This window comes from Citrobacter sp. R-1.5.2 (genome assembly GCF_035064245.1).
GTDB lineage: Bacteria > Pseudomonadota > Gammaproteobacteria > Enterobacterales > Enterobacteriaceae > Citrobacter.
Map to the genome: position 1 here is coordinate 1 of NZ_JASEYC010000003.1, position 20853 is coordinate 20853.

The 20853-nt window shown below is 51.0% G+C and carries 12 protein-coding genes and 1 pseudogene; 11 read left to right on the forward strand and 2 right to left on the reverse strand.

Annotated features, from left to right (window positions below; genetic code table 11):
- The 5 genes and pseudogenes from QMN38_RS26975 to QMN38_RS07000 all read left to right on the forward strand — a co-directional run.
- A partial coding sequence (locus tag QMN38_RS26975) for an IS1 family transposase (protein WP_071528444.1) occupies positions 1-60 on the forward strand: 60 nt, incomplete at its 5' end.
- A 15-nt stretch (positions 61-75) separates the two neighbouring features.
- Positions 76-267: pseudogene (locus QMN38_RS06985) on the forward strand (TolC family protein); the annotation flags it as partial.
- Positions 268-299: 32 nt separating this feature from the next.
- Positions 300-647: a cation efflux system protein CusF gene (cusF, locus tag QMN38_RS06990; protein WP_323604748.1), complete on the forward strand. Its 348-nt coding sequence runs from the start codon at positions 300-302 to the stop codon at positions 645-647.
- A gap of 77 nt (positions 648-724) precedes the next feature.
- Complete coding sequence (locus QMN38_RS06995; protein ID WP_323604749.1) at positions 725-2017, forward strand: efflux RND transporter periplasmic adaptor subunit; 1293 nt, start codon at positions 725-727, stop codon at positions 2015-2017.
- Between the two features lie 11 nt (positions 2018-2028).
- Entirely contained in the window at positions 2029-5172 is a 3144-nt protein-coding gene (locus QMN38_RS07000) for a CusA/CzcA family heavy metal efflux RND transporter (protein ID WP_137384565.1), read from the forward strand.
- A 40-nt stretch (positions 5173-5212) separates the two neighbouring features.
- Here QMN38_RS07000 and rclR read toward each other — a convergent pair whose 3' ends face one another.
- On the reverse strand, positions 5213-6067 hold the full coding sequence (gene rclR, locus QMN38_RS07005; protein ID WP_271449436.1) for a reactive chlorine-specific transcriptional regulator RclR: 855 nt from the start codon (positions 6065-6067) through the stop codon (positions 5213-5215).
- Between the two features lie 236 nt (positions 6068-6303).
- Between rclR and rclA the strand changes: the two genes are divergently transcribed.
- The 6 genes from rclA to QMN38_RS07035 all read left to right on the forward strand — a co-directional run bounded on the left by rclA (position 6304) and on the right by QMN38_RS07035 (position 11350).
- Positions 6304-7629 (forward strand): reactive chlorine resistance oxidoreductase RclA, encoded by a 1326-nt coding sequence (gene rclA / locus QMN38_RS07010; protein WP_323604750.1) that lies wholly within the window; start codon positions 6304-6306, stop codon positions 7627-7629.
- 171 nt (positions 7630-7800) lie between these two features.
- Positions 7801-8037, forward strand: coding sequence for a reactive chlorine resistance periplasmic protein RclB (gene rclB / locus QMN38_RS07015; protein WP_323604861.1), 237 nt, complete (start codon positions 7801-7803; stop codon positions 8035-8037).
- A gap of 10 nt (positions 8038-8047) precedes the next feature.
- Positions 8048-8608 carry a reactive chlorine resistance membrane protein RclC gene (rclC, locus tag QMN38_RS07020; RefSeq protein ID WP_271455846.1) on the forward strand — a complete coding sequence of 187 codons (561 nt, stop codon included), beginning with the start codon at positions 8048-8050 and terminating at the stop codon, positions 8606-8608.
- A gap of 574 nt (positions 8609-9182) precedes the next feature.
- Positions 9183-9878 carry a flagellar brake protein gene (locus QMN38_RS07025; protein WP_323604751.1) on the forward strand — a complete coding sequence of 232 codons (696 nt, stop codon included), beginning with the start codon at positions 9183-9185 and terminating at the stop codon, positions 9876-9878.
- A 15-nt stretch (positions 9879-9893) separates the two neighbouring features.
- A complete protein-coding gene (locus tag QMN38_RS07030; protein WP_323604862.1) occupies positions 9894-10481 on the forward strand; it encodes a helix-turn-helix transcriptional regulator in 588 nt (195 codons plus the stop codon).
- A gap of 101 nt (positions 10482-10582) precedes the next feature.
- Entirely contained in the window at positions 10583-11350 is a 768-nt protein-coding gene (locus tag QMN38_RS07035) for a putative bifunctional diguanylate cyclase/phosphodiesterase (RefSeq protein WP_271442689.1), read from the forward strand.
- A 144-nt stretch (positions 11351-11494) separates the two neighbouring features.
- Here the strand turns inward: QMN38_RS07035 and QMN38_RS07040 are convergent, their stop codons facing one another.
- The gene (locus tag QMN38_RS07040) at positions 11495-20833 is read right to left on the reverse strand and encodes an autotransporter outer membrane beta-barrel domain-containing protein (protein ID WP_323604752.1); all 9339 of its coding nucleotides are present in this window, start codon (positions 20831-20833) and stop codon (positions 11495-11497) included.
- Positions 20834-20853 lie beyond the last annotated feature (20 nt).

The window sequence follows — 20853 nt, forward strand, 5'->3', positions numbered from 1 at the left end:
TCGGTGGAGCTGCATGACAAAGTCATCGGGCATTATCTGAACATAAAACACTATCAATAAGTTGGAGTCATTACCCTGGACTCATTACAAATCACGCTGCAACGTGCTCGTGCACTCTATCAAAATGGTGCTGTTAGTTATATCGAAGTACTGGACGCCGAGCGTTCTTTATTCACTACACAGCAATCGCTACTCGACCTTAACTATGCCCAACAGGTTAATGAAATTAAGCTGTTTGCTGCCTTAGGCGGTGGCTGGGTTGAATGATCTTTAATCTTAAATTCTCAGGAGTATATTGCATGAAAACTACCGCTAAAGCCGCTTTGTTTACTGTGTTATCTGTCGTCATGTTTAACGCTCAGGCCAATGAACATCAGCATGGCGAGATGATGAATATGGCGCCTGCGGCCCAGCAGGAGCAAGTGATTAGTGCGACAGGCGTGATTGACGCTATTGATATGGATAGCAAAAAAGTCACGATTAAACATGAACCGATTCCCGCAGTGAACTGGCCGGCAATGACGATGCGTTTCACGCTGGTATCTGATACCAAGGCCGACGATATTCAGCCAGGTGATAAAGTTGCATTTACGTTTGTTCAGCAGGGAAATCTCTCTGTCTTACGCGATATTCACATCAGTAAATAACGGATCTCGCTGGTCTCTTTTATTCTTGCCCGGGTTTTCCTGAACACGGGCGAGACTATCGCGCAATGGAAATCACTATGGCGTCTTTAAATATTAAAAATACCGCGCTTATTCTCGGCAGCATGATTGTCGGCGGAATTATTTCTGTCGGTGTGTATACCTATTATTCATCCGCAAAAGTATCGGCCGATACCGGCGCTGCTCAAAAAAAAGAAGAGCGTAAAGTTTTATTCTGGTACGACCCCATGTATCCCAACACGCGGTTTGATAAACCGGGTAAATCACCGTTTATGGATATGGATCTGATCCCGAAATATGCCGATGAAGAGACAGCGAGTACATCCGCACCGGGTGTGCGTATTGACCCGACACAGACCCAGAATCTGGGGCTAAAAACCGAACCCGTGCGTCGTGGGCCATTGCAATATGCACAAACTTTCCCGGCGAACGTCAGTTATAACGAATATCAATTTGTCATTGTTCAGGCGCGTTCGGCAGGTTTTATCGAGAAGGTCTATCCGCTGACCGTGGGCGACAAAATTAAGCAGGGCTCGCCGCTTATCGATCTGACAATCCCTGACTGGGTAGAAGCACAAAGTGAATATTTATTGCTGCGGGAAACGGGCGGCAGTGCGACGCAGGTTGAAGGCATTCTGGAGAGATTACGCCTGGCGGGAATGCCAGAGGCGGACATTCAACGCTTGAAAGCGACGCGGAAAATTCAGACTCGCTTTACCCTGAAGGCCCCTATTGATGGGGTGATTACCGCGTTTGATTTACGTACTGGTATGAATATCTCAAAAGATAATGTGGTCGCGAAAATTCAGGGAATGGATCCGGTATGGGTCAGTGCTTCAGTCCCGGAATCTATCGCCTGGCTGATTAAAGACGCCTCACAATTCACCATTACCGTGCCTGCCTGGCCGGGTAAACCCTTCACCATTAGCAAATGGAGTATTTTGCCGAGTGTGGATGCCACGACGCGCACGCTCCAGGTTCGCCTGCAGGTTGATAACCCGGATGAGGCCCTGAAGCCGGGAATGAATGCCTATCTGCAACTAAAAACGCAAAGCGAGCCGATGCTGCTGATCCCGTCTAAAGCGCTGATTGATACCGGTACTGAACAGCGGGTTATCACCGTCGATAATGAAGGGCGATTTGTACCTAAGCAGGTTGCCGTATTCCATGAGTCTCAGGGGTTAACGGCCATCCGCTCTGGTCTGAGCGAAGGTGAAAAGGTGGTGTCCAGCGGTCTGTTTCTGATCGATTCCGAAGCGAATATTTCTGGCGCTCTGGATCGTATGCGCGCCCAGACAAACGGGACACACGCTGTACCCGCGATGCCAGCCCAGGCGAGCCATTCACACTGAGGACATGATAAATGATTGAATGGATTATTCGCCGCTCGGTGGCAAACCGTTTCCTGGTGATGATGGGGGCGCTGTTTCTCAGCATCTGGGGCACCTGGACCATCGTGAATACGCCGGTTGATGCGTTGCCCGATCTCTCTGATGTGCAGGTGATCATCAAAACCAGCTACCCGGGGCAAGCGCCGCAAATTGTTGAAAATCAGGTGACCTATCCGTTGACCACCACCATGCTGTCGGTGCCGGGAGCGAAAACGGTGCGGGGTTTCTCGCAGTTTGGCGACTCTTACGTGTATGTCATTTTTGAAGACGGTACCGATCCTTACTGGGCGCGCTCCCGTGTCCTGGAATATCTCAACCAGGTGCAGGGGAAATTACCCGCAGGCGTCAGTGCTGAAATGGGACCGGATGCGACAGGGGTCGGCTGGATATTTGAATATGCGCTGGTGGATCGCAGCGGCAAACATGATCTCGCTGAATTACGTTCGCTGCAGGATTGGTTCTTAAAATATGAATTGAAAACTATCCCTAACGTGGCGGAAGTTGCCTCGGTGGGCGGTGTGGTTAAAGAGTACCAGGTTGTCATCGATCCGATGAAGCTGACGCAATATGGCATCAGCCTGGGTGAGGTGAAATCGGCGCTGGATGCCTCAAACCAGGAAGCCGGTGGTTCATCTGTCGAAATGGCCGAAGCGGAATACATGGTCCGCGCCAGTGGGTATCTGCAGTCCCTTGATGACTTCAATAATATCGTACTGAAAACCGGCGCTGATGGCGTTCCAGTCTATCTGCGTGATGTTGCCCGCGTACAAATTGGGCCGGAAATGCGCCGCGGGATCGCCGAACTGAATGGCGAAGGCGAAGTGGCAGGCGGCGTAGTCATCCTGCGCTCCGGTAAAAATGCGCGCGAGGTGATCTCCGCGGTTAAGGCTAAACTTGAAACGCTGAAGAGCAGTCTGCCGGAAGGCGTTGAAATAGTTACAACATACGATCGCAGTCAACTGATCGATCGCGCGATTGATAACCTGAGCTACAAGCTGCTGGAAGAATTTATCGTTGTGGCGCTGGTGTGCGCGCTGTTCCTGTGGCATATCCGCTCGGCGCTGGTGGCCATAATTTCTCTGCCACTGGGACTGTGTATCGCGTTTATCGTGATGCATTTCCAGGGACTGAACGCCAACATTATGTCGCTTGGGGGGATAGCCATCGCGGTCGGGGCGATGGTTGATGCCGCAATCGTTATGATTGAGAACGCGCATAAGCGGCTGGAAGAGTGGGGGCATCAGCATCCGGGTGAAAAGCTGGATAACGACACGCGCTGGAAAGTCATCACCAATGCCTCGGTGGAAGTCGGCCCGGCGCTGTTCATTAGCTTACTGATTATCACACTGTCGTTTATCCCCATCTTCACGCTTGAAGGGCAGGAAGGACGGTTATTTGGTCCGCTGGCATTTACCAAAACCTACGCTATGGCAGGTGCTGCGTTTCTGGCCATTGTGGTGATCCCGATCCTGATGGGGTTTTGGATCCGTGGCAAGATCCCAGCGGAAAGCAGCAACCCGCTTAACCGTTTCCTGATTCGTATTTACCATCCGTTATTGTTGAAAGTGCTGCACTGGCCGAAAACGACCCTGCTGGTGGCGGTGCTGTCGATCCTGACCGTTATCTTCCCGCTGAATAAGGTTGGGGGCGAATTTTTACCGCAGATTAACGAAGGCGATCTGTTGTATATGCCTTCAACCTTACCGGGAATTTCCGCAGCACAGGCGGCGGATATGCTGCAAAAAACCGATAAGCTCATTATGACGGTTCCTGAAGTGGCGCGCGTGTTTGGTAAAACCGGTAAAGCTGAAACGGCGACCGACTCCGCACCGTTAGAAATGGTTGAAACCACCATCCAACTGAAGCCGCAGGATCAGTGGCGTCCGGGGATGACGATGGACAAAATCATTGAGGAACTGGACAAAACCGTTCGTTTACCGGGGCTGGCGAATCTGTGGGTACCGCCAATTCGTAACCGTATCGATATGCTCTCTACGGGGATTAAAAGTCCTATCGGCATTAAAGTTTCGGGTACCGTGTTGTCGGATATTGACGCCACGGCAGAGCAAATCGAAGAAGTCGCAAGAACGGTGCCTGGTGTGGCGTCCGCATTGGCTGAACGTCTGGTCGGCGGGCGTTATCTTAGCGTAGATATTCATCGTGAAAAGGCCGCCCGTTATGGGATGACCGTCGGTGATGTGCAACTGTTTATCACCTCAGCAGTAGGCGGTGCCATGGTAAGTGAAACGGTTGAAGGTATCGCTCGCTATCCGATCAATCTTCGTTACCCACAAAGCTATCGCGATAGCCCGGAAACGCTACGCAATCTGCCGATATTGACGCCAATGAAACAGCAAATCACGCTAGCGGATGTGGCGGATGTGCAGGTGGTTTCGGGGCCATCGATGTTGAAAACGGAGAACGCGCGGCCAACCAGTTGGATCTACATTGATGCCCGCGATCGCGACATGGTGTCGGTGGTGAACGATCTGAAAAAAGCGATTGCGGAAAACGTCCAGCTAAAACCGGGGACCAGCGTGGCATTCTCCGGGCAGTTTGAGCTGCTTGAGCGCGCCAGCCACAAGCTAAAACTGATGGTGCCGATGACGCTGATGATTATCTTCGTGCTGCTGTATCTGGCATTCCGTCGTTTTGGTGAAGCCCTGTTGATTATTACCAGTGTGCCCTTTGCGCTGGTAGGCGGAATTTGGTTTCTCTATTGGATGGGATTCCATATGTCGGTCGCGACCGGAACTGGATTCATCGCACTGGCAGGCGTGGCTGCCGAATTTGGTGTGGTGATGCTGATGTACCTGCGCCACGCCATTGAAGCAGAGCCTGCGCTGGAAAATCCGCAAACCTTTACCGTGGATAAACTGGATGAGGCGTTGTACCACGGAGCGGTACTGCGTGTGCGTCCTAAAGCAATGACTGTGGCGGTCATCATTGCGGGTCTGCTGCCGATTTTATGGGGAACGGGAGCCGGGTCTGAAGTCATGAGCCGTATCGCTGCACCGATGATTGGCGGCATGATCACGGCACCGTTGCTGTCACTGTTCATCATTCCGGCAGCGTATAAGCTGATGTGGCTACACAGGCATCGCACCCAGAAATAGCCCCTGCTAGCGCTCGCTTTCATTCCTTTGAAGGTGAGCGCTATGATTCCAGCGCTTTCACCCGTTTACGGTACTCGCCAGGCGTGCAACCGAATTCACGCAGAAAAACTTTGTGAAAAGATGACTCGCTGGCATATCCCACCGATTCGGCAATCACGACCAACGGTTGGGCGCCGCGCGACAGCATCTGGGCGGCGAATTGCAGGCGCAATGTGGTGAGTACGGCGAGCGGCGTGGAGTTTGAAACCTCGCGAAACAGTTGGGCAAAACTGGCCCGGGACATATGCGCGCGCTGCGCCAGTTCTTCAACACTCCAGGGATGTGCGGGTGATTCCAGCATCTGGAACACCACGGCTCCCAGTCGGGGATGTAATAGCAGATTCAGCACATTTTTGGCGGGGGGAGCCTGAGATAACCATTCGCGAACGGCAAACGTGAAAAGCGTGGCGCATTGCTGGCTGCACACAACGTTGGAACCGGGCAGCATGCTCAATGATTCCTGCTGCATCAGCCCAATCATCGCCTTAAGCCAGTGGTAAGCGGGGCTATTTTCGCCAGGTGCCAGCAGCAAAACTTCCGGCAGCGCGGTTAAGAAATAGCGGGAGGATGTCTGTAGTTGCAGACTTCCGCAGACAATATGCGTTTGCTCTTCACCTGACTGGCACAACCGATGCGCGGAGTTTTGCGGCAAGATGACTACCGTACCAGGACGCAGTGTATAAGTGTTGCCGTCAGGCATCTCCAGTAAAGCGCTACCCTGGGTTACCGTATGCCAGCGGATCACGGATAACTCACCTGCTGCATGAGGGAGTTGCCAGTCTCTGCTCAATAGGCAGTTTTGATCAATAGAACCCTGCGGATCGTTAAGCATTAGCAAGCGGCTAAGTGCATCCATAAAGACTCCTGAACAATTTTTATTGTCGTTGATAGAACCGTGATTATCATCATATTTTCACATTAAAGTAATACCATCAAATGGTTACTTTGCATTTTGTTTTGGGGGTTTTTAGTTTTTATTATATGGCTGTAGACGATTGAACAGAATATTGCGCGTTATGGATATGCTGGCCTGACAGGGCACTGCCTATAATCCAGAGTAACAAATGAACAATGACTTTGCGGAGAGGCAGTATGAAACAGTATCAGGCGATCATTATTGGATTTGGCAAAGCAGGTAAGACGCTGGCGGCTACGCTGGCAAAGACGGGCTGGCGGGTAGCGATTATTGAACAGTCCAACACCATGTATGGCGGAACATGCATTAATATCGGCTGTATTCCAACCAAAACCCTGGTGCACGATGCTGAGCTTCAGCATGACTTTGCGACGGCGATGCAACGTAAAACTTCCGTGGTCAGTTTTCTGCGCGATAAAAACTTCCATAATCTGGCCGATCTGGAAAATGTGGATGTGATTGCAGGGCGTGCTGAATTTGTTGACAACCATACCGTGCGGGTAATGCAGTCGACAGGAACGCTTGAGCTGAGCGGTGAGAAGATTTTTATTAATACCGGTGCACAGTCGACGATTCCGGATATTGAGGGATTATCCAGTACGCCAGGCGTCTTTGACAGCACCGGGGTGCTGAATTTGACCCAACGCCCACAGCGCCTGGGTATCCTGGGAGGGGGCTATATCGGCGTTGAGTTTGCGTCGATGTTTGCCAACTTCGGCAGTCAGGTCACTATTTTTGAGGCTGCACCACTGTTTTTACCCCGTGAGGACCGGGATATCGCCGATGCGATCGCTGATATTTTACGCGATAAAGGCGTAGAGCTGATCCTCAATGCTAAGGTGCAGTCGGTTTCGTCTCAGGATGGCGCGGTGCAGCTACAGATGCCGGAAGGGGAACAGGTTGTTGACGCACTGCTTGTCGCATCAGGCCGCAAGCCGGCGACCGAACAGCTGCAACTGAAAAAAGCCGGTGTCGATGTGAACGATCGTGGCGGCATTATTGTGAATAAGTATTTGCGGACATCGGCGGATAACATCTGGGCGATGGGAGATGTAACAGGGGGGCTGCAATTTACCTATATCTCACTGGACGACTTCCGTATTGTGCGTGATGGCCTGTTAGGCGAAGGGCTGCGAAACACCGGCGATCGGCAAAATGTGCCATATTCCGTGTTTATGATACCGCCACTTTCCCGCGTGGGGATGACTGAAGAGCAGGCTCGTGCCAGCGGTGCGGCGGTACAGGTGGTGATGCTTCCCGTCGCTGCGATTCCACGGGCGCGAGTCATGGATGATACGCGTGGTGTACTTAAAGCGGTGGTGGACACGGATACGCAGCGGATATTAGGTGTCTCACTGCTGTGTGTGGATTCGCATGAGATGATTAATATCATTAAAACGGTGATGGATGCCGGCTTACCTTATACCGTATTGCGCGACCAAATATATACCCATCCAAGTATGAGTGAGTCATTAAACGATCTTTTTTCTCTCGTTCAATAATAAATATAGCGTCTGCATCTTTGCCTCACTTGTGTGGGGCTTTTTTTTATCATGTTTTTATAAAGCAATACTATCGAACAGCTATTCTGGCGTTCTGGAATAAATGAAATTAGTGGCTGTGTTTTATTATATCGGTACTGAAATTACGAATGAATGGAAATAGAAATGAACATGGTTAAAACGACGCTACTGATGACAACGTTATTGGCGGCACCAGTGACTTTTTCCGTACTGGCCCAGACACCAACCGAACTGGCCCACGTCAGTGTCTCCGCCGTTTCAGCGGCACCTTCTGTTGTCGAAGCGGCCATTGCTAAACTGGCGCAAGAAAAGCAGGCATCCTCATGGAAAATTACCTCGATGAGAATTGATGGCAGTACTTATGCCACTGCCATTTTGTACAAGTAGGATTGCTGTCATGGAAAAATATCTTCGTTTACTGGGGCAGGGGGATCGAATTGGATTAACCTTGATTCGCCTGAGTATTGCGATTGTCTTTATCTGGATTGGTTTATTGAAATTTATACCTTATGAAGCTGACAGTATAACACCGTTTGTGGCAAACAGCCCGCTGATGTCATTCTTTTATGAACATCCGAATGAATACCAACAGCATTTGACGCACGAAGGTGAGTTAAAACCGCAAGAGCGAGAATGGCAAACTGCGAATAATACGTATCGCTTCTCTAATGGGCTCGGTGTAGTTGAAATTATTATCGCGCTGCTGGTGCTTGCTAATCCGATCAGCCGGTGGTTAGGATTGATGGGGGGAGTGCTGGCATTTGCAACACCGGTTGTCACCTTGTCGTTTTTAATTACCACACCAGAAGCATGGGTTATGCCATTGGGTGATTTACACCACGGCTTTCCGTATTTATCGGGGGCGGGACGTCTGGTGCTAAAAGATACGTTAATGTTGGCTGGGGCAGTAATGATAATTGCTGATTCTGCCCGAGCAATCGTTAAACAACGGTATTGAATTTTTAACGCTGTACCCTCTGTAAGATAGTTTGCCACTCTAATTTAATTCGGTATTTACCGGGGCCAGCATGATGCTGGCCTTTTTTATCACTTAAGTTAAATTACGATTAATATACCTGAATAATGCATTCTTCCCTGTGAAATGAGAGGTTATGGTATTGGTATCAATCCCCGCTGGATATCGTGCCTATAGGTTCAGCACCCCCCCGTCCACGCTCTGTGTTGTCAACCCCTTAGTTTTACAGCATTTTTTCTATTTTATTTCTATGCGATTATTGCTATTTATTATCTCAAAATCGCATTTTTATAAGTCTTGTTATTCGCTTTTGTTATAGCTATTGCGTAGGTTTGCATGGTTTTAGGCATGGCTTAAGCTAAAATTAATTCTGATTAAATGTTTTTACGTATCAATAAATGACAAAAGATAGTTAAAAACTTAAGTTTTAATCAACTGTTCGACATGGAATCCACTATGGTAATTAGGCGCCAGGGGTGGATGCTGATCTCGCGTTTTTGTCTGTCATCAGACCGGGGCCGAGACATATCTTAAATATGGAAATAAGGGTTTTAGAATGAACTTTGGATTAGCAAAGGACAACAAGTTTGAGATCATCGCTATCCTTCGTGAAGAGCTGCATAAGAAGACGAAGCTGGAAGTTTTATGTGAAAACACCAGCGTCATCACGCAGTTAGAAAGGATCGATTTCGAACGCTTTGTGGTCACCGGTCATGAAGACATCATTCCTGAAAAGATCCAGTACTTTATCCTGCACAGTGACAGCGGGATTATAAAATTTAGCGCCAGATTTGAAGCAACCCCATCAACAGGTGCTGAGGCAGGATTATCCTACCTCATCCCGGATATGATTTTCTTTGCCCAACAGCGACAGAATCAGCGGTTTTCTTTTCTGAAGGGGTTCGATTTTTTCTGTTTTGGTCGTTACAAAAACGGAGAGAACTACTCACTTAAGATTAAAAACATCTCTCAGGGTGGCTGTGCGTTAATCGCTAAAGATGTTAATGCCCGTTTTCTTTACAAGGATGCAGTGATTAAAAATGCTGCTCTGGATTTTGATACGTTCGGCAGTTTTCAGCTTGATTTAAAGGTCATTGATGTCGTCGCGATCAACGAATTTGATGAGGATAATCAATTGTATTCCTGTCATCAGGTTTCTTGGGAGTTCGATTTTAAGAACCGTCGTGAAGAGGCTGAAGTTGAGAAAACCATTATTAAATTTTTAATGAGTAATAAAATTAGAAGCTTATAAGGAGCGATGAACAGGATGTTGATGTGTGGCAGTGATAATTTTGTGGGCAACGGTATGTTTGCCTACCTGACAAGCAAACATGTGCCGATAAAAACATTCCAGTTTGAGGATATGTTGCAGCAGTCGTCATTATGCCAGCATCAGACAATGGTTTTTAATATCATTAACAATGAACAGCCGTGTTCCGCCATTGTGCAATTTTTGAATAAAAACCGGTTCAAGTTTTATAATAGCGTCGTCGTCATCGTCGCTGATAGTTTGGTGGCGAAATTATGTGTTGAATTATTATACGTTGAAAAAACGATAGTATTGACTGAGAAATCCTCATTACGTGATTTTTCTCAGTTGGCAACGTTATCGGTCGGGAAATGGAATCCCCGGCTGTATCGCTCGCAGAAAAGATTGACGGAAAGAGAACAACAAATCCTCAGTCTATTGGTAAGTGGTTATTCTGCCAAGGAAATTTCTGAGTTGGTTAGTCTGAACTATAAGACTATTCAGGCGCATAAAATGAGAGTTGTCGCCAAGCTGGGACTGACCAATACATCTGATCTGAATAAACTGATTGTCAGATTTACCCATAGCATGTCTTTTTTACCCTAACCTGGCTATTCTTTTCTGATGTAGCGCACTTAACAGCAGGTACAACTCGGGAGTGATTTTGACTGGTTTTTAATGTATATGATTTGTAAAGGGAGAGGGGAATGTTTAATTCCGATGAGGTGCTCACCGCGCTTGAAAAGGCATTGAATACCAGTCAGCTTTATATGGTTTATCAGCCTATTTTTAATTTACATACCGAGTGTATTAGCGGGTTTGAAGCATTAATGCGGTGGAACAGTCCTCAGATGGGTATGATTTCTCCTGATGTGTTTATCACGTTACTGGAAGACAGTGGCAATATATTTTCAATTGAAGATATGGTTGCCAGTCCACCGTGGAATGTTGCGAGTGCCTGGCCTGAACCTCTTGTATTATCAGTAAATATTTCTGCGCTTGAATTCTGCGATCCTCTTTTACCTCAACGAATAAGACAAAACCTGGCCGCTTCCGGCCTTCCGGTTCATCGATGCCAGATTGAAGTAACGGAAACATCGCCGCTGTGTGACAGTCAAATAGCGGCGAAAAATATGACGGAACTGAAGGCAATAGGGGTCAAATTAGCGCTCGATGATTTTGGTACCGGGCACGCTAATCTTAATTATCTGCTGAAATATCCTTTTGATACCTTAAAAATTGATAAAGAGTTTGTCACCGAAATAGAGCCCGACACTAAATCGACAAGGATTATTGAGGGTATCATTTCTTTAGCGCACAATTTTGGCATTGAAGTCCTGGCCGAAGGGGTCGAAACCCAGTCTCAACTTGATCGCCTGACGCAGATTGGCTGCGACAAAATTCAAGGCTTCTTCATTTCTCCCCCGGTGTTGGCAGAAGAAATCCCTTCACTGTTAGCGCAATATAACCGTTAATCCCTCCTTATTTACGTTTCCCAATCCCTTGATTGTTCCGCGTTGCTGGTAAGTCTGTCAGCCTGATAAGCGTAGCGCATCAGGCGGCCCTGAACGGCAAAAAAAAGCCCCCTGTGAATAGGGGGCTTGCGAGGTTATGCCTGCTTAAAACGATTTCTTAAAGCCAATAGACGCATTGACCGGGGCTTCAACCTGCGATTTATTGCTGCCGTTGCTGAACTGTGTCCCCAGTTCGCCGTAGACCTGCAGATTACGATCGATAGACCACGACAGACCCGCTGCAACCTCGGTGCTGGAGTACTGCTGTGAAGATTCCAGCGTGGTGGTGGCGACCGCATTGCTGAAGTGCGTTTTATCTTTGGAACCCAGACCCTGCCAGACGTTTACCCGGCCGTACGGCTGGAACTTGCCGTGGTTGGTGTCGTAGTCCGCGACCAGACGCACGCCCAGACGCGCGGTAAATGAATCGGCGGTATCCATATTCACTCTCGTTTGGGTTACACCATCCAGCGTGTTGTTATCAAAGTCGCTGTACTGATAGATCAACTGGGCCTGCGGTTCCAGGCTCCAGGCGCTGGCACCTAAACGGAATGCTTTACCCACTTCAGTTGAGGCCGTCAGCGTATTGCCTTTGACGGTGTAAGAGCCGTTGTTACCCGATGCCGACAGGCGGGACTTATGGTTCCCGTACTGCAGAACGTTATCGACATACATACCGTCACCAGAGAACCAGGTGGCATAACCGCCAACGTAAAATGCGTTGTCGTCGATGTTGCCGCCTTTGCCGTTGCTGCCCGTTTTACTGCCTTTCACATTGCTGTCGATATCCAGAATGCTGGTGTACATACCGGCTTTCCAGCTTTCATTGGCGTACATATCGACGCCGACCTGAATACCCATGGTATGGGAGCTGGTTTGCGTACCGGCTGCATCATCCAGTTTGGTTTTACCGGAATAACCAATCATTCTCGCCCAGGCGCGATTGTCTTCATCAATACCCGGTTTAACCTCATCACCCATACGTTGGTGCATGTTGCCCAACAGACTGATGTCACCCTGGCGAACCACGCTGGCGAGACCGGAGTACAGCATGGTTTCCGGACGATATTCACTCCTCAGGTACCAGTTTTCGCCCTGACCCTGTGCATTCCCGGCGTGGAGCTGATACTCAAAGGCACCCGCAGCCATACGCTCAGCGGCAAGATGGAAGGCATCCTGCGACGTTTGCGCCGTCGTCGTTGCGCCATTAAGCGCCGTGACCACTTCGATACCATCACCCACGGTCGGTGCGCCGAGCCCGGAACCGTCGACATCCAGCAACGTGCTTCCGCTGGCTTTACCGCCATCAATAATCAGTCGGTCAGCAATACCTGTGCCGCCGGCATTCTGCCGGGCAGCCATGTTGATAGTGCCTTGTTCGCCGCTGTAATCCCCTTTAACCGTTAAGGTTGTGCCAGGTTGCTGGCCGATAAGGGATACATCGCCACCGTTGCTCAGCCCGGCGACTGTCTGGTTATAACCCTGGGTATTCAGGGTGGTGCCCGCGACAACATAGTGGTGCGAGGCGGCACTCAGGGTGTTGGTATCACCGGCTTGCAATACCCCGCTGGTGATGAGTGTTGCACCGCTGTAGCTGTTTTGACCTTGCAGCTCCGTCGTACCATTACCGGTCTGATGCAGCTGGCCTGTACCACTGATGTTCCCGCTTAACGCCAGCGTATCGGCGCGATTAACGTTGAGCACGCCGTTATCAACGATATCCCCTTCAATGCTACCTATCGTACCGCCGGTACCGAGCTGCAATACACCTTGTTCGATGGTGGTACCGCCGGTATAGGTGTTATCCAGTGTCAGCGTCAGTGAACCTTTACCGGTTTTGGTCAGTTGACCGTTACCTTCGACTTCCGTCAGCAGGGATACATCATGTCCGTTGGTGTCGAATGTCCCACCACCAGATTCCAGCGTAACCTGACGTGCGGTATCAAACGCTTCACCATATTTCAGCGTACCGCCGTTAAAGGTGATTCCGGTCTCTGCTGCGCCGAGGTTGGTATCGCCTGCAACCTGAAGCGTCCCTGACGTGATAGTCGTACCGCCGCTGTAGGTGTTGTTGCCTGTCAGGATTAATGTACCGAGGTCGCCTTTATTCAGACCACCGGTACCGCGGATCACGCTATCAATGGTTGCGGTGTAGTTGATACCATCGACTGTGCCATCGCCGACGCGAATCAAGGTATTGGCGGTATCGGTAGTGATGGCTTCACCGCCTACACGATAACCGTCGGTGGCGAATTGTGCGCCACTGATGATCACGTCGCCTTTGCTGTTATCGACGGTCACATTACCGGCTTCCCCCTGGAAGACGGCAAATGCGGCATCGGTAAACGGTGCGTTCAGCGCGCCTTCTGGCGTAGACTCATCCGTCGTCCAGTTGTCGTTCCCCTGGCTTGACTGCCAGATACCATCACCGCCGTTGATGACGCCGTTATTTTTCAGCTCGCCATTTTCACCGCCGGTACCGTCCCAGAAGCGCAGCGTCAGCCCAGCATGGTTGACCAGGTTGACCTGATTTTTCACCGACGTCTGCACGTACAGGCTGTCAGCCGCTTCCGGCGCGTCAGCAATATCCATCACATTGTTAGTCAATGTGCCGGTGTAGTTGATGACGCGATAGACGCCAACGTCAAAGCTACCGCCCGGTGAGGTTTCAATGTTGAGCTTACCGTCGAGCGTCAGATCGCCATTCACGTCAATCAAGTCGTTGAAAGCACCGCCCGGGGTATAAGCCTGTCCAAACTGATAATCCAGTTGGGCGTTATCGCTGAGCGTCAGAGAACCGGTAGTCAGTTTACCCACGCTATTGATGGCGGCACCGGCAGTAATGTGGCCGTTATCCTGCACATCGACCGCACCGCCGATAATACCGTTACCGCCGAGTGTGGCACCCGATTTCACTGTGACCTGACCGGTAGAAGCAGATTGATTGCCGTTGACCAGCAATACCCCCTCATTGACATCAGTGATACCGGTGTAGGTGTTGTCGCCTGTCAGGGTCAACGTACCGTTACCCACTTTCACCAGGCTGCCGTCGTTGCCGCTGATAATGCCGCTGATGGTGTCAGCAAGATGCAGATTCCCCAGCGACAGTTGCTTATTACCCAGCTCGACGTTACCTGCGCCGGACAACGAACCGATGGCGGTCTCGCTGTTTACTGCGCTGACATCTACCAGACCGCCTGCAAGGTTGGCCACGCGGGTATTTTCTGCCATTGCCTCATCGGCCATGGTCATCAGCCCACTGTTGGTCACAATGGCATTCCCGCCGCTGGCATTGTCTTCCAGCGCCAGTGTGCTGTCTTTCGCCACGCTGACCGTCGCGTCACCGGCTGTTGCTTTGTTTGAGAGTACGGCTTTGGCTTTACCTGTCAGATTCAGTTTGGCACTGGCGGCGGTGACGGTATCCGCCAGCGTTAACAGGCTGTCGGCAATGTTCATGGTCAGTGATTGCAGACGGGTGTCTGCGCCGCTGACGTTAAGCGTTGCCCCATTATTAACCGTGATGGTGCTGCTCTCGTTGCTGCCGAATACCCCTGTTTTGCTGGCATTGACCGTCACATTGTTGCTATTACCGGTACCGGCAATTTCTGTGTCGCCTTTGTAGCTGTTGGCACGGTCGAGCGTCAGAGTACTGCCCGCATCGCTTGAGCTACTGGTGACTTTCAGTTTGCCATCACCGGTAATCTCGCCGGTCGGCGTGAAGTGGTGCGAATTGAGATCGAATACGGCCGCATTAGCATTGGCGCCCAGCTCAATGGTGCGATTGCTGGTTAAATCTGCGCCTAATTGCAGCGTCGAGGCGTTGTTAATCGCCAAATCGGTTCCGCTCTGGCCGAGGTTGCTGTCAGAGGAGATCTGCAACGTACCGCCATCAATTCGCGTGCCGCCGCGATATGTGTTATCCCCGCTTAGGATCAGACGGCCGAGGTCGGTTTTCACCAGTGTCAGTTTGTCGTTGGTGCTGGCTTCACGAAGGATTGACTCAATGGTTGCCGTAAAGTTTTGTCCCGCACCACCGGCGCCTACGCGCAGCAACAGTTCACCGGTTCCCGGTGTCTGCCCCGCATGGGTGGCATTTTCTGTGGTGGCCCAGGCGTTAAGTGCATCGCCTTTTACGACGTAACCATCGGCATCAAACTGCGCACCAGAGAAGTTGACGTCACCTGCAGCGTTATCCACGGTAACAGTGCCACCCTGGGTGGTGAACACGGCGAAGGATTTCTGCGCCCACGGGGCGTTGCCCTCGCCGGTCGCTGTCGTCCAGTTGTTGTCACCCTGAGCACCGATCGCCATCCATTTACCATCGCCACCGTCAATCTTGCTGTTGCCTTCGATGCCCGTTAAGCCGTGGTTCTGGCTGGTGGTTGCGCCATCCCAGAATTGCAGGGTCACGCCATTGGCATTTACCAGGTTGACCTGTTTGTCGATAGAGGTCTGGACAAAAATGTTGCTCTTATCCTGAGTGTCCGGTACCGCACCTAACTCCAGCGTCTGGTTATTCAGCGTACCGCCGTAGTTATAAATACGGTACACACCAGGACCGAAATTCCCGCCCGATGACGTGGTGACATCCAGTGTCCCGTCCAGTTGCAGATCGCCTTTGACGTTGATCAGGTCATTCAGACTACCGCCCGGTGTGTAGGCCTGGCCCAGCTCGAAGGCGGACGTCGTTTTGCTGCCAAGCTGCAGATTACCGTTAATGGATAACGTACCCGCACCGCCGTCACCAGCGCTAATCGTTGTGGCATCGTTCATCAACACGTTGCCGCCGATAATGCCATTACCACCCAGTGTGGATGTGCCGCTGACGGTGGTTGCGCCACGTGCCGCGCTTTGATCGCCATTCACCAACAGCGTGCCGTGGGTGACCGTTGTGTCGCCGGTATAGATGTTGTTGCCGGCCAGACGGGTAATGCCGCCACCTATTTGCTGCAGTGCACCGATACCGGAAATAACGCCGTTCAGCAGGACGTCGTTGGCGCGATTAATTACCAGTATGCCGTTATCGATGATGTCAGAAACGTCGCTGACTTCACCCGTATTTCCGCCGGAACCTAACTGCAACGTACCTGTTTGCTCAATGGTGGTAGAGCCTTTGTAGCTGTTGTTGGCGGTAAATACCGTGGTACCGCCTGCCGCACGTTCGAACTTCCCGTCGCCGCTGATAGTACCGTTATAGATTTGCGCTGCGGTGTTATCACCCTGGGTATCAAAGATGACCCGGCTGTCTGGGCCTTGAGTCGTCACATCGTAATCAGCAATCGTTGCCGCGGTGCTGGTGGATTCACCGTGATCGCCTGTACGCAGCGTTGCACCGCCGGTAACGGCAATGGTTTGGCTGGCCAGTTCCAGACGGTCGACAATACGCATATCCGCCTTTTGACCGCTAATTGTCAGTGAATCCCACCCCGTGCCGATGTTGGTGCCGGTGGTCAGGTTATCGCCGCTCAGGCTGCCAATTTTTGCACTGAGGCCGTGTGTATCGGTGAAGGTGAGGGCGTTGCCGCTACCGGCTTTCGTAGTGATGTGGCGGGTCTCATTCAGTTCAACGTCGCCAATATTGGCTTTATTGTTGCCGTTGGCTCCCGCGAAATTCACTTCGCCCGCAAAAGAGCCACTACGCCAGTTAAAGGTATCAGTGCCTTCACCCGTGTTGATCACGCCACTGGTCGTGCCTTTACTGATATCAATCGTGTCATTGCCCTTGCCCGATTCGATAGCCACCGCTGTGTCGGTCAGGGCCTGAAGGGTACCGGTGTTGGTAATGGTTTTATTACTGTCGCCGCTGGCGTCAATCACTGGAGCCGTGGTGCTGGCTGAGACAATTTTTCCGCTGTTGGTCAACGCGCTGACGTTTTTCGCGATGATGGCAGAGCCACCGGCGGCGTTTCGCACATTGATATCGGCACTGGTAGTGACTTTACCGTTTGTGTTGGCGCGGATACCGCTGCCTTCGCTATTCAGTACCTCAATGGTATAGCCTTTACCGATGGCCAGGTTACCCGTTGTCGCGCTCCCGTCGTGCTGCTCAAAAGCGAAGCCGGTACCTTTACCATTGACGTTAAGGATGTTATCAAGCCCATCTTTCATGTTCAGGGCAACGCTGGTGCGGATCCCCGCGCCGTCGTTGGCATCGATGGTCACATTTTGCAGTGTGATATTGGTGTTGTTAGCATCGTTTTGAATACCTGCGCCTGTGCCATCAGCACGGATCTTCACATGCTGCGCTGACAGGTCGCCGGCTTTATCTGCCAGACGAATGCCATCGGCGGTGCCGTTGGTGGTAATGCTGTCGCCACTAATGCCGTTAATCTGCAGGCTGGCCCCTTCCGTCAGCAATACGCCAGCGGTGCCATCATCAACCTTAACCTGGCCCAGTTGATTAATTTGCGCACTGGCACCCGACGCGCGAACGCCGATACCGTTGCTGACATGCAGAGCGGAGGCGGATTTATTGGTCAGACTCCCGCCTTGTTGAACGTCCACGCCGATACTGTCGACGCTGGCAAGATTGATACTCGATTCGCTATCGAGGATCAGGTTACCCAGATTTCTCGCTATATAAGCAATCACTTCATTGCCACTGGCTTCAGAGGTGATCTTCGCGTTTGAGGTAAGCGTCGTGCTGGTGGCATTGTCCTGATTACGACCATTGAGCTGATGCGCCTGGCCATCAACCACCCCGGCAACGGTACGTTCACCGGTTAAATTAATGGTGGTTTTGTCGCTGATATTACCGCTTGCGCCGCCTTCGATGACCAGCGCTGCGGAATCGCTACCCTGCACGGTAAATGTGGCTTCACCAGTATCGACTTTACTGCCTGCGCCGGTAGCGAGAACACCAACAGAGTTTTTGCCGCTTAAGGTGAGATCAAGGTTGGATTGGGTCGGGCTCTGCGGATCGTTGGGGTCGCCGGACAACAATGCACCATTGGCAATACGGAAAATGGTGGTACGTTCTTTACCGTTGTCATTCATCACCGCCTGACCAATATTGGCGGTAGCGCCTTTCCCATACAGATAATAGCCAATCTGATCGGTGTTGTTGAACACCGGGCTGCTCAGGTTGTCGACGTTAGCAATGGCGTTATCACGTACGTGCACGCCGATATTCCCGACCTTGTCCAATATGATGTTGGAATAGACGTTGACTGTCGCCTGTCCGTTGGTGCCACCTTCAGCCCAGACTGCATAGTTACGATCGTTGATGCCACCCGTACCATCTACGATAATGGAACCTGTATCGCTGGTGGTCACTGCGGCGTTCTTTTTGTTGGCGCTGACGTGGATCCCCACGTTATTCGTGCCGTTGACGTTAATCTTGCCGTCGTTTCTGATTTGCTGATTATTTTCCGCGCCGCTGTCACGCACGGAGATACCGTAGTTCTTGCTGTTTCCCGCATCCCCATTACCGTTGATGACGATGTTGCCCGTATTCAGTACGTTACCGGTTGCGTTGCCGATCAAAATTCCTGCCGCGTTACGGACACCGGTGCCCAACGTGATGAGACCGTTGTTAATAACCTCTTGGGTACTTTTGGTCATAATCCCGGCGCTCAGGCTGGCACCACCTGGCATGATGACATCCTGGGTCAGGTTACTTGCGTCACGCCCCAGGTAAATAGCGGCATCGGCACTGTTGGTAAAGGTCGCATTTCCCGCAACTTCCACGCCAAAGGCGGTGCCGTCACCGTAAGATGCACCGTTTTTACGTCCGTCGACGACGTTAATATTGCCGTTATTGACGCCTTTTGCCTCGCCGGACAACTGCATACCAATGGCCAGCGTCAGCGAAGCATCCGGGACATCTTTGCTCCAGGGATCGGCGGCAGATGCGGTGCCGAAGTTATCGGTGGTGATCGCCTGGTTGATGGTGCCTTCGTTGGTGATAACGCTGGTACCTTGCCCCTGCATACCGAATGCGCCGTAGCTGTTGACGTTTTGATTACCATCTTTATCAATGAACAGACCTGAGTTGATAGTCCCGTGGTTGGTTGCCTCGGCGTTTAGCGCCAACATGCCAATCGCCAGGCTTTGCCCGCCAGAACTGCGTAGCGCGTTCAGCTCGCCGAGGTTGTTGATAACCCCACCGTCAATGGCTTTCATGACGCCATTAATACTGCCGTCAACGGCGATTATCGCCCCTTTATTCAGGGTGCCGGTAGTGCCAGCGCCGTTGGCATAAATGGCATGCAACTCACCGCGCGCGGCAGTGGCGTTGTTGGTATGTGAGTCGCCATCGGTCCAGACTTTGTAGTCCCAGGTGAGTTCGTCAGACGGCTGACTGGAATGAATTAAGCTATCGATATACCCGGCATACTTTGCTTGTGCTGCTGTAACGGTTGTGACCTCTTTAGCATCCAGCCACAATTGGATTTGGCTGACCTTATCCCCATTGGCATTTTCTGCGGCGTCGTCACTTCTGCCCAACAGGAAGTCGTTAAAATCGGCCAACTCCTGCGTACTGGTAATGGTGAATGTGCGCACCCCGGTTTCGATAACCTTGCCATCGGCGTCATAGCCATAAGTCATCAGCGTCACATCTTCGCCAAAGACAGAGGTTTGCTTTGAGCCGGTGAACGTTTGTGTGGGGACCACGGGTGCTGCGTTAAATTTTATATAGTTGTCAGACTGCCAGTTTACCTGGCTGTTGGCGCCTTGCGCTTCCAGTAAGGAGGAGTCTTTGGCCAGTAACTCAATGGTATTGGCTTTGTCGCGTACATGGAGCGAGTCATTACCTATGTTCAGGTTGGCCGTGGCGCCATGGGTTGCCAGCGCGATACCAAACTGCTTATAGATTTCAGACTTGGTTGCATCATAAGTATTTAAGACGGAATCGCCGATTTGCGATTTAGTAAGAAAGCTACTTAACACATTGGTATCAAAGACTTTAATGGTTTCTGAACCGTCCGGGAATGCGGGGTCAACCACCGTGAAGTTTTCGCTTTGAGAAGGCTCTGCCGATTGGTTATACGTCAGGTATTCCGCCAGTTCTTCAGGTGTGGTGATTGTTTTGGCACCCTGGCCTGGGCTGGTGGCCTGCAGCGTGATTTTTTTTTCTTGCAGCAATTGACTGATGGTGGTTGATTCTACAACGCCGCTTTGACCGGGATTAATCGTCGGGATTGCGCCGCTGATATTGAGTTCCTGACTGGCGGTATTATTTTCATATAAGAAGCCGTAGTCGTGGGGAGCCTGATAAACGCCCGCAGAAATACCGTTCTGGAAGTCGTCAGAAATATTTCGCGCGCCCGTAGCGGTAATCTGCGCCGCTGAGGCCATCATCGTAGCGCCACTTAATGCGCTGGCTGCCAGTACCGCAACAGTTTTACGTGAACTGCTTTTTTTCTTACCTCTGGTTAATTCAGAGACGACAACCCAGATACCGAGTGCCGCGTTCCAAATAATGCTGTAAACCTTATTCATATATAACCCTCGTCTACATT

What these genes read in the sequence shown, in the direction of transcription:
- QMN38_RS07030 (WP_323604862.1), top strand. Translation starts at nt 9,894, where the DNA reads ATGTTGATGTGTGGCAGTGATAATTTTGTGGGCAACGGTATGTTTGCC.
- rclR (WP_271449436.1), bottom strand. Translation starts at nt 6,067, where the DNA reads ATGGATGCACTTAGCCGCTTGCTAATGCTTAACGATCCGCAGGGTTCT.
- cusF (WP_323604748.1), top strand. Translation starts at nt 300, where the DNA reads ATGAAAACTACCGCTAAAGCCGCTTTGTTTACTGTGTTATCTGTCGTC.
- QMN38_RS07040 (WP_323604752.1), bottom strand. Translation starts at nt 20,833, where the DNA reads ATGAATAAGGTTTACAGCATTATTTGGAACGCGGCACTCGGTATCTGG.
- rclA (WP_323604750.1), top strand. Translation starts at nt 6,304, where the DNA reads ATGAAACAGTATCAGGCGATCATTATTGGATTTGGCAAAGCAGGTAAG.
- QMN38_RS07025 (WP_323604751.1), top strand. Translation starts at nt 9,183, where the DNA reads ATGAACTTTGGATTAGCAAAGGACAACAAGTTTGAGATCATCGCTATC.
- rclB (WP_323604861.1), top strand. Translation starts at nt 7,801, where the DNA reads ATGGTTAAAACGACGCTACTGATGACAACGTTATTGGCGGCACCAGTG.
- rclC (WP_271455846.1), top strand. Translation starts at nt 8,048, where the DNA reads ATGGAAAAATATCTTCGTTTACTGGGGCAGGGGGATCGAATTGGATTA.
- QMN38_RS07000 (WP_137384565.1), top strand. Translation starts at nt 2,029, where the DNA reads ATGATTGAATGGATTATTCGCCGCTCGGTGGCAAACCGTTTCCTGGTG.
- QMN38_RS07035 (WP_271442689.1), top strand. Translation starts at nt 10,583, where the DNA reads ATGTTTAATTCCGATGAGGTGCTCACCGCGCTTGAAAAGGCATTGAAT.
- QMN38_RS06995 (WP_323604749.1), top strand. Translation starts at nt 725, where the DNA reads ATGGCGTCTTTAAATATTAAAAATACCGCGCTTATTCTCGGCAGCATG.